This window comes from Halorubrum sp. Ib24, assembly GCF_002252745.1.
Taxonomy (GTDB): Archaea; Halobacteriota; Halobacteria; order Halobacteriales; family Haloferacaceae; genus Halorubrum.
Genome location: NZ_NHOX01000036.1, coordinates 1 through 14,124 on the forward strand (window position 1 = coordinate 1; position 14,124 = coordinate 14,124).

The 14,124-nt window shown below is 69.8% G+C and carries 13 protein-coding genes; 8 read left to right on the top strand and 5 right to left on the bottom strand.

Features of this window, described 5'->3' with window-relative positions; all coding sequences use genetic code 11:
* The coding region (locus DJ82_RS09045; RefSeq protein ID WP_158217302.1) for a cation transporter at positions 1 to 234 on the bottom strand (234 nt) is incomplete at its 3' end.
* 246 nt (positions 235 to 480) lie between these two features.
* Here DJ82_RS09045 and DJ82_RS09050 point away from each other — a divergent pair.
* Positions 481 to 1,182, top strand: coding sequence for an HD domain-containing protein (locus DJ82_RS09050; protein ID WP_094523067.1), 702 nt, complete (start codon positions 481 to 483; stop codon positions 1,180 to 1,182).
* Between the two features lie 75 nt (positions 1,183 to 1,257).
* Here DJ82_RS09050 and DJ82_RS09055 read toward each other — a convergent pair whose 3' ends face one another.
* Positions 1,258 to 1,944 carry a TetR/AcrR family transcriptional regulator gene (locus DJ82_RS09055; RefSeq protein WP_094581622.1) on the bottom strand — a complete coding sequence of 229 codons (687 nt, stop codon included), beginning with the start codon at positions 1,942 to 1,944 and terminating at the stop codon, positions 1,258 to 1,260.
* A 169-nt stretch (positions 1,945 to 2,113) separates the two neighbouring features.
* On the opposite strand from DJ82_RS09055, the gene DJ82_RS09060 reads away from it, so the two are divergent.
* Both DJ82_RS09060 and DJ82_RS09065 read left to right on the top strand, forming a co-directional pair.
* On the top strand, positions 2,114 to 3,820 hold the full coding sequence (locus tag DJ82_RS09060; protein ID WP_094581623.1) for a COG1361 S-layer family protein: 1,707 nt from the start codon (positions 2,114 to 2,116) through the stop codon (positions 3,818 to 3,820).
* Positions 3,821 to 3,889: 69 nt separating this feature from the next.
* Complete coding sequence (locus DJ82_RS09065) at positions 3,890 to 6,388, top strand: RND family transporter (protein ID WP_094581624.1); 2,499 nt, start codon at positions 3,890 to 3,892, stop codon at positions 6,386 to 6,388.
* Here DJ82_RS09065 and DJ82_RS09070 read toward each other — a convergent pair.
* From DJ82_RS09070 to DJ82_RS09080, 3 genes are read right to left on the bottom strand one after another with little or no spacing between them, the layout of a single operon-like run.
* Complete coding sequence (locus DJ82_RS09070; protein ID WP_094581625.1) at positions 6,385 to 7,458, bottom strand: metal ABC transporter permease; 1,074 nt, start codon at positions 7,456 to 7,458, stop codon at positions 6,385 to 6,387. The two genes, DJ82_RS09065 and DJ82_RS09070, sit on opposite strands and share 4 nt — an antisense overlap.
* Positions 7,455 to 8,210, bottom strand: coding sequence for a metal ABC transporter ATP-binding protein (locus DJ82_RS09075; RefSeq protein ID WP_094523057.1), 756 nt, complete (start codon positions 8,208 to 8,210; stop codon positions 7,455 to 7,457). Before DJ82_RS09075 ends, DJ82_RS09070 begins: the two co-directional genes overlap by 4 nt.
* Positions 8,207 to 9,271, bottom strand: a complete 1,065-nt coding sequence (locus DJ82_RS09080; protein ID WP_094581626.1) for a metal ABC transporter substrate-binding protein — start codon at positions 9,269 to 9,271, stop codon at positions 8,207 to 8,209. The genes DJ82_RS09075 and DJ82_RS09080 overlap by 4 nt, the downstream gene beginning before the upstream one ends.
* Before the next feature lie 151 nt (positions 9,272 to 9,422).
* On the opposite strand from DJ82_RS09080, the gene DJ82_RS09085 reads away from it, so the two are divergent.
* The 5 genes from DJ82_RS09085 (at position 9,423) to DJ82_RS09105 (ending at position 14,035) form a co-directional block, all read left to right on the top strand.
* Complete coding sequence (locus tag DJ82_RS09085; protein ID WP_094523053.1) at positions 9,423 to 9,851, top strand: SHOCT domain-containing protein; 429 nt, start codon at positions 9,423 to 9,425, stop codon at positions 9,849 to 9,851.
* Between the two features lie 103 nt (positions 9,852 to 9,954).
* Positions 9,955 to 10,200, top strand: coding sequence for a YhbY family RNA-binding protein (locus DJ82_RS09090; protein ID WP_094523051.1), 246 nt, complete (start codon positions 9,955 to 9,957; stop codon positions 10,198 to 10,200).
* Positions 10,200 to 11,117 carry a mechanosensitive ion channel family protein gene (locus DJ82_RS09095; protein WP_094581627.1) on the top strand — a complete coding sequence of 306 codons (918 nt, stop codon included), beginning with the start codon at positions 10,200 to 10,202 and terminating at the stop codon, positions 11,115 to 11,117. Before DJ82_RS09090 ends, DJ82_RS09095 begins: the two co-directional genes overlap by 1 nt.
* A gap of 70 nt (positions 11,118 to 11,187) precedes the next feature.
* Positions 11,188 to 12,525: a Trk system potassium transporter TrkA gene (gene trkA / locus DJ82_RS09100; RefSeq protein WP_094581628.1), complete on the top strand. Its 1,338-nt coding sequence runs from the start codon at positions 11,188 to 11,190 to the stop codon at positions 12,523 to 12,525.
* A 7-nt stretch (positions 12,526 to 12,532) separates the two neighbouring features.
* Positions 12,533 to 14,035: a TrkH family potassium uptake protein gene (locus tag DJ82_RS09105; RefSeq protein WP_094581629.1), complete on the top strand. Its 1,503-nt coding sequence runs from the start codon at positions 12,533 to 12,535 to the stop codon at positions 14,033 to 14,035.
* Positions 14,036 to 14,124: the final 89 nt, after the last annotated feature.

Here is a 14,124-nt window from a genome sequence, read left to right on the forward strand (position 1 = left end):
GCCGTGCGGGTGCGTCTCGTCGGCGGCGTCGTACCGGGAGCCCCCCCAAACGAACACGACCGCGCTGGCGACGAGGTCGGCGACCGAGTGCGCGGCGTCGGCGAGGAGCGCGACGCTGCCGAAGGCCAGTCCGGTCGCGCCGACGACCGCGATCTTCAGCGCGTTGCCGAAGATGTTCACCCCTGCGGCCCGCTGGAAGCGGGCCTTCTCGCCGTCACCCCAGGGGCGCCACATACGTTCGGGTCGTCGCCGGCCGTTCTTAAGAGCCTCGCCGCGTCGCCCGGCGGGTCACTTCCTCCGGGGGCACGGACGGAGTGCGGGGGTGCCGCGAGCGCGCCGCGAGTCCGCGGACGGCCAGAGCGCCGAGACCGCCGGCGGCCGACGCGTCGGGCCCGAGCGGCGCCGATCGCCCCCCGTCGTAACGACTAAGAACGAAACGCTCCTCGGTACCGATAATGAATCACGAGTTTTTCGCCCGGGGTGGTCTCCGTGGGCGTCGAGATTAAGGAAACGGAGGTGAGCGACGAGGACTTCGAGGAGATGATGGGGTTTGTGAGGGATTACCTCGCGGCCAGCGTCGAGAGCGAGGAGGACGGCGGGCGGATGCGCTGGTACCCCTGGCACTCCGCGGAGTACCGGTTCAACCACATCGTCAACGTCGTCGACCTCGCGACCGAGATAGCCGAGGCGGAGGGAGCCGACGTCGACGTGGTCCGCGTGGCCGCGGTGTTCCACGACGTCGCGAAGCTTGAGGCGGAACAGGACGTGCACGCCGAGGCCGGCGCGCGGGTCGCTCGAGAGTATCTCCAGAGCCGCGGCAACTACCCCGAGTCGTTCATCGAGGAGGTGTGCGGAGCGGTCGTCGACCACTCGTACACGGGCGATCTGGCGGACGTGCCGCTGGAGAGTCGGTGTCTGATCGAGGCCGACGTGCTGGACAAGGTCGGCGCCAACGGCGCCGTGCTGATGCTGCTGCGGATGGGGTACGAGTCCCGCACGCACATGGACGCCGCGAAGATGGTCGACCGGGTCCTCCAGCGCGCCCACGACCACACCGAGCGCGTCGTCTCCGACAGCGCCGAGAGCATCGCCCACCAGCGCATCAAGCGCGTGAAGTGGCTGAAAGAGTGGCTCGAAGAGGAGGTCACGCGGATGGACGTCGAAGGCGTCACCGAACGCTGACCGCCGGACTCCTCGTTCGCGGGCCACCTATCCCCCGAGAGGTCGTTCCCGGTCAGCCCCGGCTTCGCTCCAGGCTCACCCCTCGACGTCGACCCGCGGGAGCATCGCCTCCAGATATCGACGGGCGCCGCGACGGGTGTCGTCGGTCCAGTCCCGGTCGGCGGTCGTCGCCCAGCGGAGCATTCCCCCGGTCGCGAGCGTCTGAAGCGTCGAGGCCACCTCGATGGGGGGTATCGCGGACGCGTCGCCGCGCGGAGCGGTCGAATCGTCCCCGTCGCGGTCGGCGTCGACGTCGGTGCCGCCGTCGATCTCCGCCGCCGCCTCGCGGACGGTCCGTTCGAGGAACGCCTCGAACACGCGGTCGCTGCGGTCGAAGTGGTCGCGGTAGGCGCCGTCGCTGGCGGCCTGCGCTCGGAGCTCGACGATGACGGTCAGGAACTGCGCGTCCGGCGCGTGCTCGTCGTCGACGGAGCCGCGATCGGTCGTCGCCGAGAGGTAGATGTCGAGCCGTTCGTGGGGCGTCAAGTCGAACTCGCCCGCCGACACCGACGCCTCGAACCCGTCGAGCAGGAACCCGAGGAGATCGACGAGCAGCTCGTCTTTCCCGTCGTAGTGGTGATAGACGAGCGACGGGCTCTTGTCGAACTCCTCGCCGATCCGGCTGATCGTGAGGTCGGCGTACCCGTGCTCGCAGAGCGCGCGGAACGCCGCCCCCAAGATGGCCTGGCGAGTGTCGGCGGGCTCCGCGAACGGGTCGTGCATGGTGAGTCCACCGCGGCCACGCACAAAACGCTCCTGATTGAACGTTCATTCAACACGCTTAACACGGGAGCGACCCACACGACCGTATGACTCGACGCGACGCGTCCGGCGGTCGGTCCCCGATTCGGCGCCCCCACGCGGTCGATGGGAGAAACGGCGGAGGCGAGAGATGAGCCGGCCAGCGCGGGCGGGCGCGATCGCTCTCGCGGTCGTCGCGGTCACGGCCCTCGTCGGCGCCGCCGCGTTCGCCGGGGCCGCGGCGCCGGTCGGACAGGCTTCCACGGCCGGGCAGGACGTCGACGGCGCGCGGACCGCCGCGGTCGGTCCGACGGCGGACGGCGGTATCGCCGCGCAGACGACGGAGCGCCAGATCCGCGGCTCGCCCGCGCTCGATCTGTTCGCCTCCCAGCGGACGGTGCCGAGCGGCGCGGAATCGACGGTGACGCTGGACGTCCTCAACACCGGCGAGATGGAGTTCGGCAACCAGCTCGACCCGCGGGTGACGACGGCGCGCGGACTCACGCTCTCGGTCGACGACGGCGACGTGCCGATCGAGGTCGGCGACGGCCGGACGGTCGTCGGCGACGTGCGGACCGACGCGAGCCCCGTGCAGGTCCCGCTCGAGGTGACGGTCCCCGACGACGTGCCGGACGGCTCCTACGAGGTCGAGGTGACGGCCCGCTACCGGTACACCTTCGAGATCATCCCCGAGTTCAACGACCACAAGGACCGGCGCGGTACCGACCGGTTCGACGTCACGATCGTCGTCGACGACGGCGCGCGCTTCGCGATCGTCGAGACCGGCACCGAGGCGCAGGTCGGCGGGGGCGGCGAGGTCACCGCAACCATGCGGAACGTCGGCGACGAGGTCGCTCGCGACGCGGTCGTCACCGGAACGACGACCGGGAGCGAGGCCGTCATCGGAAGCGACGGGAGCGCCGAGTCGTTCGTCGGCGACTGGGCGCCCGGCGAGAACCGAACGGTGACGTTCGAGTCGACGGTCTCGCCCGACTTCGGCGGCGGGGCGTACGCGCTCGTCTCCACCGTCGACTACCGCGACGCGGACGGGATCGACGAGACCTCTCCCGCGTCCCGGGCCGGCGTGGTGCCGATCTCCGAGCAGTCGTTCTCGATCGACGGCGTGGAGGGGAGCCTGGAGGTCGGCTACTCCGGGAGCGTCAGCGGGACGCTCACCAACGAGGGGCCGCTCGACGTCGACGACGCGGTGCTCGTCGCCGACCCGCAGAGCGACCGGGTGACGGTCGGCGAGCGGCGGTACGCCCTCCCGGAGATCCCGGCGGGCGAGTCCGTCGACTTCTCGTTCGACGCCCAGGTGAGCGGGAGCGCCGACCCCGGCCCCCGGCAGTTCCGGTTCACCACCGAGTACACGAACGGCGACTCGGCCATCGCGGTCGAGGAGACCCGGCGGATCGAGGTCGCGCCGCGGCAGCCCGAGTTCGAGCTCGCCGCCGACAACGCGACCGTCCCGGCGGGCGAAACCCGGCGGATCACCTTCGAGATCACGAATCAGCGCCCGGAGACGCTCTCGTCGATCAACGCCGGGCTGTACGCCGACAGCCCGCTGTCGGCCCCCGACGACGAGGCGTTCGTCGACGAGCTGGCGCCCGGCGAGTCGACCGAGATTGCCTTCGACGTGGCGGCCGCGCCTGGGGCGACCGTCGAGACCCACCCGATCGAGCTGGACTTCCGCTACGACGACGAGCGCGGTAACGACCGGATATCGGACGTCACCCAGTACCCCGTCGAGGTGACCGAACCGACCGACGACGGCGGGCTCCCACTCCTACCGCTCGCCGTCGGCCTCCTCGTCGTGGTCGCCGGCGCGGGAGCGCTCGTCCGGTACCGGCGGCGGTGACCGGATGGGCGACACCAATGCCCGCGCGTCTCCGAGCGACCGGGGGGCCCTGAGTCGACGGAGGCGACGGTGACCGCGGCCGACCGGCTCGTCGAGCGGGTCGACGAGCTCGTCACGGAGCGACCGGTGGCGGTGATCGCCGTCTTCCTCCTGATCAGCGTCGTCGCCGTCGGCGGGGTGGGGGGGATCACCACCTCGGCCGGCGCCGACCAGTTCACGCAGGACATCCCCGCCCAGCGCGCGCTCGACGACATCGACGAGGAGTTCGAGACGTCGATCGGCGGGTCGGCGACGTCGGCGCAGGTGATCGTCACCGGCGACAACGTGCTCTCGCGATCGGCGCTGATACGGGTCCTAGAGACTCAGGAGCGGCTGGAGTCGCGGTCGACCCTGAGAGTGAGCTCGACGACGAGCCACGCCGACGCGGTCGCCCGACGGTTGGACCCGACCGCGGAGACGCCGGGCGAGCGCCGCGACGCGGTCGCGGAGGCGACGCCGAGCGAGCTGCGGACGGCCATCGCCGACGCCGACGCGTCCGGCGCCGTCGCGGCGCAGGTGTCTGTCGACTACAACCCGACAGCCCAGCGAGCCGGGGCCGCCATCGTCGGTGTCACCTACGACCTGCCCGAGGCGGCCACGACGGCCCGAGTGACAGAGCTACAGACGCGGAGCGTCGACGTGGTCGACTCGGTGCCGGGCAACGAGGCCGGCGAGAACGCGGTCCTCTTCGGCGACGGGATCCTCCAGTCGGAGGTCACGGCGCTGCTGACCGACACCGCGGTCATCGTGTTCCCCGCGGCGCTGCTCCTGATATTGGGCTTCCTCGTGTTCGCCTACCGCGACCCGATCGACATGGGGATCGGCCTCGCCGCCCTGCTCATGTCGCTCCTGTGGACCTTCGGGTTCATGGGATACGCGGGGATCCCCTTCTCCGACTCCCTTATTACCGTCTTCCCGCTGCTGCTCGCGGTCGGGATCGATTTCGGGATCCACATCGTCAACCGCTACCGGGAGGAGCGCGGCGAGGGGCTCTCGATCGCGGCGGCGATGCGGACCACGACCGATCAGCTGTTGATCGCCTTCCTGCTGGTCACGATCACCACGGTGTTCGGGCTCGCCTCGAACCTCGTGAGTCCCTTCGAGCCTAACCGGGGCTTCGGGCTCGTCGCCGCGGCGGGGATCACGTTCACGCTCACGGTGTTCGGCGTCTTTCTCCCGGCGACGAAGGTGGTGGTCGACCGCTGGCGCGAGCGGCTGCCGATCCCGGCGTTCGGCACGACGCCGCTCGGGTCGGGCGGCTCGCGGCTCGGGCGCGTGCTCCGCGTCGGGGTCGACCTCTCGAAGGTCGCGCCCGTGGCGGTCGTCGCCGTCCTGTTCGTCGGCGGCGCGGTCGGGGGCGCGTACGGGACCGGCGTGAACACCGAGTTCTCGGAGGAGGCGTTCTTCCCAGACGAGGACCGGCTGGAGACGTACTCGAACCTGCCGGAGCCGCTCGCGCCGACCGACTACACCTTCCTCCGGGTGCTCACGCTGTTCGAGGAGGAGTTCGAGCAGAGCTTCGTCGGGAGCGTGACCCTGTACGTCGACCAGTCCGTGCGCGACGACGACGCCCTGGAGCTGATCGACCGGACAACGCGCGATCCGCCGGACGCCTTCGAGACGACCGACGAGCGCCGGGCCGCCTCCACGAGCGTCGTGACCGTCATCGAGGACCGGGCGGCGCGCGATCCAGAGTTCGGCGCGCTCGTGGACCGCAACGACCGGCTCGGGACGGGCGTCCCCGACCGCAACGTCGACGAGGTGTACGACGCGCTGCTCGACTCGCCCGACCGGGACCGGGCGCGCGGGTACCTCGCCGCCGACCGCGGGAGCGCGCGGATAGATTACACGATCCGCCCCGGCGCCGACGACTCGGAAGCGGTGGCCGGCGTCCGGGCGCTCGCGGAGCGCACTCCCTTGCAGGCGGTTCCGACGGGCGACCTCGTCGTCAACGAGGCCGTGATCGACCGGCTGACCGAGTCCGCGATCCGGAGCCTGATCGCCGCGTTCGTGCTCACGGCCGTGTTCCTCGCGCTCTCTTACGCCTACTTGGAGGGGAAGGCCGTGTACGGCCTGCTCAACCTCGTGCCCGTCCTCGTCACGGTCGGCCTGCTCGTGGGTTCGATGCGGCTGTTCGACATCCCCTTGACGCCGATCAACGCGCCGATCCTCTCGGTCTCGATCGGACTCGGCGTGGACTACACCGTCCACTTCGTTCACCGGTTCGTCGACGAGTTCAAGGCCGGAAACGCGGTCGAGGACGCGCTCGACATCACAATCGCGGGCACGGGCGGCGCGCTCACCGGGAGCATGCTCACGACCGTCTGCGGGCTCGGCGTCCTGTGGCTCGCCGTGATCCCGCTCCTGCGGGACTTCGGCGTGCTGCTCGCGCTCGGCGTGCTGTACGCGTACCTCTGTTCGATCCTGCTCGTCCCGTCGCTGGTGGTCGTCTGGAGCCGGTACGGCGACCGCGTCGGTCTCGGGCTCGACGGGACCCTCCGCGACGAGCCGACGGAGCGGGCCGACTAGTCGGTCGACTCTGCTCCGGCGACGTCGTCGCCGCCGACGTCGGTGCCCTCGCCCGTCGCCCGCTCGGCGCCGTCGACGCGCTCGGGGGCCTCGTCGCCCGCCCGCCGCGACTGGACCTTCCCGGCGAGCACCGCGACGATGTACACGCCGACGGCGACGAGAACGATCGTGCCACCGGCGGTCGTGTTGTAGTTGAACGACAGCGTGATCCCGGCGACCACGGCGATCTGCGCCAGTACGACCGACGCGAGCAGCGCCTCGCGGAAGCCGCGTGCGAGCTGGGCGGCGGCCGCGACGGGGACGACGAGCATCGCCGCGACGAGGATGACGCCCATGATCTGCATCGCGCCGACGACGACGAGGGCGGTCAGGGTCGTCATCAGGCGGTTGTACCAGGGGACGTTGATCCCGGCGACGCGGGCGGCCGTCTCGTCGAACGTGACGTACAGCAGCTGCTTGTACGTGACCGTGACGACCAGCGAGACGATCGCGAAGAGCACGACCAGCAGGACCGCGTTCTCCCGCGAGACCGTCGAGAGGTTCCCGAACAGGTACTGGTTGATCCCGACCGCGAGCCCGCCGGTGTTCAGGCTGATGAGGACCGCGCCGAGCGCGAACCCGGTCGAGAGCACGATCGCCATCGACACGTCGTTGTACGCGTCGGTGGTCTCGGCGATCAGCTCGATCGCCAGGGCGGCGATCACGGCGACGACGATCGCGGTGACGTACGGCGAGATCCCGGTCCCGAGCAGCGAGTTGACGAACAGCCCGACGGCGACGCCCGCGAACGCGGTGTGGGCGAGCGCGTCGCCGATGAGCGCGAGCTGCCGGTGGACGAGGAAGGTGCCGATCAGCGGCGCCATCACGGCGATGAGCGCGCCGACGAGGAACGCGTGGTGCATGAAGACGTACTCCAGCATCGCGATCCCGAGCCGGTCGCCGACCCAGCCGAGCCCGTCGCTCCACAGGCCGACGAGCCGCGAGAGGAGGTCGTACGGCGCGGAGAGGAGCGGGACGACGGCGTCGGGCGACGCCGCCGACGCGACGGACGCGGAACCGGCGGGGGTCACGTGACGATCCCCCCTTCCTCGCGGCGGACGTTCGTCCCGTACGCGCGGTCGAGCGCGTCGCTCTCGGCGAACGCGGCCGGCTCGCCGTCGAAGTACACCTCGCGGTTGAGACAGACGACCCGCGAGGCGTGCTCGATGACGGCGCCGATGTCGTGTTCGACGAGGAGGACGGTGATCCCGTCGTCGACGAGCTCGTCGAGCAGGTCGAAGAAGGCGTCGACCGACTCGGCGTCGACGCCGACGGTGGGCTCGTCCAGGACGAGCAGTTCGGCCTCGCCGGCGAGCGCCCGCGCGATGTACGTCCGCTGGCGCTGCCCGCCCGAGAGCGCGGTGATCTTCCGGTCGGCGAGGTGTTCGATGCCGACCGTCGCCAGGGCGTCGCGGACGCGGTCGCGGTCGGCGGCGGTCACCCGGCCGAAGCCGGCGTGCGGGAACCGCCCCATGAGGACGACTTCGCTCACGGTGATCGGCATGCGCTTCTCGTCTTCGGTCACGTCCTGCGCGACGTAGCCGACGCGCTCGCGCTCCGCGAACGCCCGGGCGGGGTGACCGAGCAGCTCGGCCGACCCCGCGTCGGGCTCGTGGAGGCCCAGAAGGAGGCGGAGCAGGGTGCTCTTCCCGGAGCCGTTCGGCCCGACGATCCCGACGTACTCGCCGCGGTCGACCCGCAGGTCCACGTCCTCGACGACCGGCGTCGCGGCGTAGCCGAACGTCAGCCCGCGGACGTCGACGAGGGGGGTGTCACCGCTCATGGCTCGAAGTTCCGGCCGTAGTCGGCGAACGTCACGTCCTCGGGGTCGTCGAGACCGAGGAGGATCCGGAAGGTGGGCAGGTTCACCTGACGGGCGATCTCGAAGTACCCCCACCCCCGCTCGACCCAGGACTCGGCGGTGCCGGCGTACGGCGTCACCGGGAAGTACGCCTCGACGTCGGTCTGCTCCAAGAGCTGTCTCGCCGGCCGGATCGGCTCGAACACGGCCGCGCCGATGTGTCGGATGTCGTTGGCGGCGATCGTGTCCTGCGCCCGCTGCATGTCGGCCGGCCGGACGTCGTTGCTGGCCGCGAGGTTCACCACCAGCGGCTCGATCGTCGCGCCGTAGCGCTCCGAGACGTAGGCGAAGGCGTTGTGTGCGGCGAGGAACGCCACGTCGCGCTCGGCGGCGTCGAAGACGGCCGTCCACTCATCGTCGAGCGCGTCGAGCTCCGCGTCGATCGCGTCGGCGTTCTCGCGGATCGTCGCCTCGTCGTCGGGAGCGAGCGCCGCGAGCCCGTCCGCGATGTTCTCGACCGCGACCTTCGCGCGCTGGGGGTCGAGCCAGAAGTGCGGGTCCTTCGCGTCCTCGACCGCCTCGTCCTCGGTGAGCGAGTCGGCGAGGTCGAGCAGCTCGACCCCGGCGCGGGCGTTGATAAGGGCCGTCTCCGTCGTCTCCGCTTCCAGCGTGTCGATCGCGCGGTCGACCCACGGCTGGAAGTCGGGCCCGACGTGGACCAGGGCGTCGGCGTCGGTGATCCGCCGCTGGATCGACGGGTCCGGCTCCCAGCCGTGACCGTGGAGGCCCGTCGGCACGAGGTTCTCGACGTTCAGGACCGTCCCCTCGGCGAGCGTGTCGGCGAAGTCGTAGAACGTGAAGAAAGAGGCCACGACCGTGTACTCTCCGGCGTCGGCGCCCTCACCGTCGCTTCCGCCGCCGCCGTCTCCCGGATCGGCGGCGTTTCCCGTGCAGCCGGCGAGACCCCCCGCGAGGACGCCGGCGCCGATGCCGGCGAACCGCCGTCGAGAGAGGCCCGCGGCCTCGTTCGTGTCGGTGCGCATTACCAGCCGTTTGTCGGTGGGAACGTAATACGCTTTGGGTCTAAGAAAAAGATTAGACAAGTCTAACTCTAGCCGCGGACGGGAGAAGCGCCGACGGAGCGTCCCGACGCCGCCGATACGATTTAGTCGCCACACCGAGAGGACCCCCACGATGGCGGAGTCCTCCCTGCGCGAGCGGTTCGAGCGAAACGCGAGCGAGATCGCGGGCACGGTCGTGACGGGCGCGTGGCTGGCGGCGCTGTTCCTCGGCTTTGAGTGGTGGCTCCCGCTCATGCTGTTCGGCTACGTCGTCGTCGTGCCGGTGGTCGGGATGCTGTTCGACGGGGACGAGGAGGCGGAGCGGGCCGAGGGACCCGCGGTCGACCGGACCACGGAGAGCGACGCGGTCGACGAGGAGCCGGCGGGCACGCGGGACGCGCTCGACCGGCTCCGGAGCCGGTACGCCGAGGGCGACCTCACCGACGAGCAGTTCGAGCGGAAGCTCGACCGGCTCCTCGAGACGGAGACGCCGGAAGACGCCGCCGAGTACGTGCGTCGAGAGCGCTCCCGGGAACCGGCGCGCGAGGTCGAACGCGAGTAGGGGGACCGCGGCCGATCCGGACGCGAGCGTCGCCCGCAGGCCCCGAACGGCCCCCTCGTCCGCGAACCTCAAGGTTCAACTGCCGCGACCGAGTGAACGACGTATGAGCGATCAACAGCTCCGCAAGGAAGCGCACGACCTCGACGTCACCGTCTGGGTCGGGAAGAAGGGCGTCGACGCCGTCGTCGACGAGACGGCCGACCAGCTCGACGACGCCAAGCTCGTGAAGGTGAAGTTCCTCCGGGCGGCCCGAGGCGGGACCACGACCGACGAGCTCGCCGCGGAGCTGGCCGACGCCGTCGACGCCGAACTCGTAGAGACGCGAGGGAACACGGCGGTACTCCACTGATGAGCGCCGCGGGCGGTACGAGCGACGTCGTCGCCGTCGCGGGGACGCTGGAGCCGTTTTTGCGGCCGCTGACCGGGATCGTCATCGACGCCGCGATCTTCCTCGCCGTCGTTTTCGCGACGTACCTGCTGTATAAGGCGGTCATCGCGCCGCTCGTGCTGCGGCTCTTCGACAGGCAGGGCCTCGACGAGCACGCGCGGCGACCGCTCCAGAAGATCGTCGCGTTCCTCGTGCTGTTCGCGGGCGTCACGGTCGCGTTCGGGGCGGCGGGATATCAGGGATTCCTCCGGTCGCTGGCGACGATCGCCGCGGCGGCGACGCTCGCCATCGGCTTCGCGCTTCAGGACGTGATCAAGAACTTCGTCGCGGGCGTGTTCATCTACACCGACAAGCCGTTCCGCATCGGCGACTGGATCGAGTGGCAGGGGAACTCGGGGGTCGTAGAGGACATCTCCTTTCGAGTCACCCGCGTCCGCACGTTCGACAACGAACTTCTCACGGTGCCGAACGCCGTGCTCACCGGCGACGTGGTGAAGAACCCGGTCGCGAAGAAGACGCTCCGGCTGAAGTTCGTCTTCGGGATCGACTACGAGGACGACGTCGAGAAGGCGACCGACATCATCGTCGAGGAGGCGGAGCGGAGCGACGCCATTCTCGACGACCCCGCCCCGTCGGTCCGACTGACGGAACTCGCCGACTCGTACGTCGGCCTGCAGTCGCGGATCTGGATCGACGACCCGTCGCGGGCGGACTTCGTGAAGGCGCGCGCCGACTACGTGAAGGCCGTCAAGAAGCGGTTCGACGAGGAGGGGATCTCGATCCCGTTCCCGCAGCGCACCGTCTCCGGGCGGAACGAGTGGACGGACCCCACGTCGTTCGGCGGGGCGGCTGAGGCCGGGATCGGCGGGGACTCGTAGCCCGCTCCTCCCGGCGACCGCGGCGACACCGATAGTAACGAACTTGAGGGTCGGGTAACTCGTTGTGTCCATGCATGTGGTCGTTATCGGGGCCGGCGAGGTCGGCACGAGCATCGCTGGGAGCCTCTCGTCGGACCACGAGGTCGTCGTCGTGGACGTCGACGAGGACCGCGCGGAACAGCTCAAGTACGAGATCGACGTGCTCACCATCGCCGGCGACGGGACGACCTCCGATATCCAGACGGCGGCGGAGGTCGGCCGCGCGGACATGGTCATCGCCTGCACCGACAACGACCAGACGAACCTCGTCGCCTGCGGCACCGCGAAGACGCTGGGCGACGGGTTCACCATCGCCCGCGTGAAGAGCACGGACTTCCTCCGGACGTGGGAGGGGAGCGAGGGCGCCTTCGGCGTCGACTTCATGGTGTGTACGGACCTGCTGACCGCGGAGAACATCGTCCGGGTCATCGGGCTCCCGGCCGCGATCGACGTCGACCCGTTCGCGAGCGGGATGGTCCAGATGGCCGAGTTCGAGATCGCGGAGGAGAGCCCCATGGCCGGGCAGACCGTCGCCGAGGCGGACCGCTTCGAGTCGCTCACGTTCGTCGGGCTGTTCCGCAACGGGGAACTGACGATCCCGCGCGGCGACACCGGGATCAAGGCCGGCGACCGCGCGGTGGTAATCGGGAGCCCGGAGAGCGTCCAAGCGTTCGCGACCGACGTCGACCCGCGCACGACGCCGGACGACGCGGACGACATCGTGATCGTCGGCGGAAGCGAGATCGGGTATCAGACCGCCCGTCTCCTCGGGGAGCGAGAACTGCAACCCCGGATAATCGAGCAGGACCCCGACCGCGCGCGGTGGCTCGCCGAGCAGCTTCCGAAGGCGGTCGTCATGGAACACGACGCGACCGACACGGAGTTCCTCTCCCGCGAACACGTCGACGAGGCCGACATCGTCGTCACCGCGCTCCGCGCCGACGAGAAGAACCTCCTCGTGTCGGTGCTCGCCAAACGGCTCGGCGTCGACCGCGTGATCGCGGTCGTCGACAGCCCGGACTACGTCACCGTCTTCGAGGAGATCGGGATCGACATCGCGATCAACCCGCGGACCGTGACCGCCGAGGAGATCACGCGGTTCACCTACGAGAGCGTCGCGGAGAACATCGCCGTGTTGGAGAACGACCAGGCGGAGGTCCTCGAGCTGGAGCTCACCGAGGGATGCGGGCTCGTGGGGCGACCGATCTCGGAGCTCGTCGCCGACACCGACGCCCGGTTCGTCATCGGCGCGATCACCCGCGATCACCAGCTCGTGACGCCGCGCGGGGACACGGTCCTCCGGCCGGGCGACCACGTGATCCTGCTCGTGGACTCCGACTCCGTGGGCGAGATCGCGTCGATGGCGTGAGCGGTCCGTGACCACCGGGATCCGGGTCGGTTGGCGGGCGAGCTTGGGTCTCACCGGCGACGTCCTTGCCGCCCTCCCGGTTCCGCTCGCGTTCCCGCTGCTGACCGCGTTTTATTACGGCGAGTCGCCGCTCCCGTTCGTGGCGGCTATCGCGGTCTCGCTCGCGCTCGGCGCTTCGTTCCGGTCGGTGCAAGACCCGGCGGAGGACCTCGGGCCGCGCGAGGCGTTCCTCGCGGTGGCGCTGATCTGGTTCCTCGTCGCCGCGGTCGGCGCGATCCCGTTCGTCGTCGCGGGCGTCGGGACGGTCGCGCACCCGGTGAACGCGATGTTCGAGGCGATGAGCGGGCTGACGACGACCGGCGCGACCGTCCTCGTCGACTTCTCGCTCCACTCGCGCTCGGTCATGATGTGGCGACAGGTGATCCAGTGGCTCGGCGGGCTCGGAATCCTGATCCTAGCGACCGCGGTGCTGTCCGAGATCGGGGTGGGCGGGGCGCAGCTGATGGAGACGGAGTCGCAGACCCAGGACGTCAACAAGCTCACACCGAAGATCTCCCGGACCGCGCAGCTCATCTGGGGGATCTACGTCGGGCTCACGGGGCTCGCGATCGCGGTCTACTTCCTGCTCGGGCTGGCGTTCGACCCGCAGATGGACCTGTACAACGCGGTGGCGCACGCGTTCACGTCGGTCGCGACCGCAGGGTTCTCCCCGGAGCCGCAGAGCGTCGGCGCGTTTCACCCGGTCATCCAGTGGGCGGTGGTCCCGTTCATGGTGATCGGCTCGACGAGCTTCGTTCTCATCTACTTCGCCATCAACGGAGAGCCGATGCGCCTGTTGAAAAACGAGGAGTTCCACTTCTACCTCGGCGCGATGGGGACGCTCGCGTCGATCGTCGCCTTCGCGTTGTTCCTCGATCCCAGCGTCACGTTCGGCACGGAGGGAACGGTACGCCACGCCGTGTTCAACGTCGCGTCGATCGTGACGACGACGGGGTACGCCAGCACCGACTACGTGGCGTGGGCGCCCGCGGCGAAGCACATGCTGTTCATGGGGATGTTCATCGGCGGGATGGTCGGTTCGACGACCTGTTCGATCAAGTCGCTGCGGTGGCTCGTCGCGCTGAAGACGTTCCGCCGGAACCTCTACACCGCCATCCACCCGGAGGCGGTTCGGCCGGTTCGAGTCTCGGGGAAACCGGTCGACGAGGGGGCGATCCGCGACATCTACGCGTACCTCCTCTTGAGCATCGTGATCTTCTTCCTGCTCACCGTCGTGATCGTCGTCGACGCGGAACGGGCGGGTCTCCGGGTGACCGAGTTCGAGGCGCTCGGCGCGGCGGCGACGACGTTCCTCAACATCGGTCCCGCCTTCGGCGAGGCGGGCCCGTACGGGACGTTCGCGTCGTTCCCGATGAGCACGCGCGCCGTGATGATCGTCCTGATGTGGATCGGGCGGATCGAGATAATCCCGGTACTCGTGCTGTTCACGAAGGCGTTCTGGACGTCGTGAGAGCCGGCAGGCGGACGAATCGACAGTCCCGCGACGCCACCGTGATCGGCTTTCCTTCGACAGTTTAATACAGCGAACGGGCCTCTCCA

Excerpts from the sequence above, each read along its gene's own strand:
- DJ82_RS09055 (WP_094581622.1), bottom strand. The coding sequence starts at position 1,944 with ATGCACGACCCGTTCGCGGAGCCCGCCGACACTCGCCAGGCCATCTTG.
- DJ82_RS09060 (WP_094581623.1), top strand. The coding sequence starts at position 2,114 with ATGAGCCGGCCAGCGCGGGCGGGCGCGATCGCTCTCGCGGTCGTCGCG.
- DJ82_RS09075 (WP_094523057.1), bottom strand. The coding sequence starts at position 8,210 with ATGAGCGGTGACACCCCCCTCGTCGACGTCCGCGGGCTGACGTTCGGC.
- DJ82_RS09080 (WP_094581626.1), bottom strand. The coding sequence starts at position 9,271 with ATGCGCACCGACACGAACGAGGCCGCGGGCCTCTCTCGACGGCGGTTC.
- DJ82_RS09085 (WP_094523053.1), top strand. The coding sequence starts at position 9,423 with ATGGCGGAGTCCTCCCTGCGCGAGCGGTTCGAGCGAAACGCGAGCGAG.
- DJ82_RS09090 (WP_094523051.1), top strand. The coding sequence starts at position 9,955 with ATGAGCGATCAACAGCTCCGCAAGGAAGCGCACGACCTCGACGTCACC.
- DJ82_RS09095 (WP_094581627.1), top strand. The coding sequence starts at position 10,200 with ATGAGCGCCGCGGGCGGTACGAGCGACGTCGTCGCCGTCGCGGGGACG.
- trkA (WP_094581628.1), top strand. The coding sequence starts at position 11,188 with ATGCATGTGGTCGTTATCGGGGCCGGCGAGGTCGGCACGAGCATCGCT.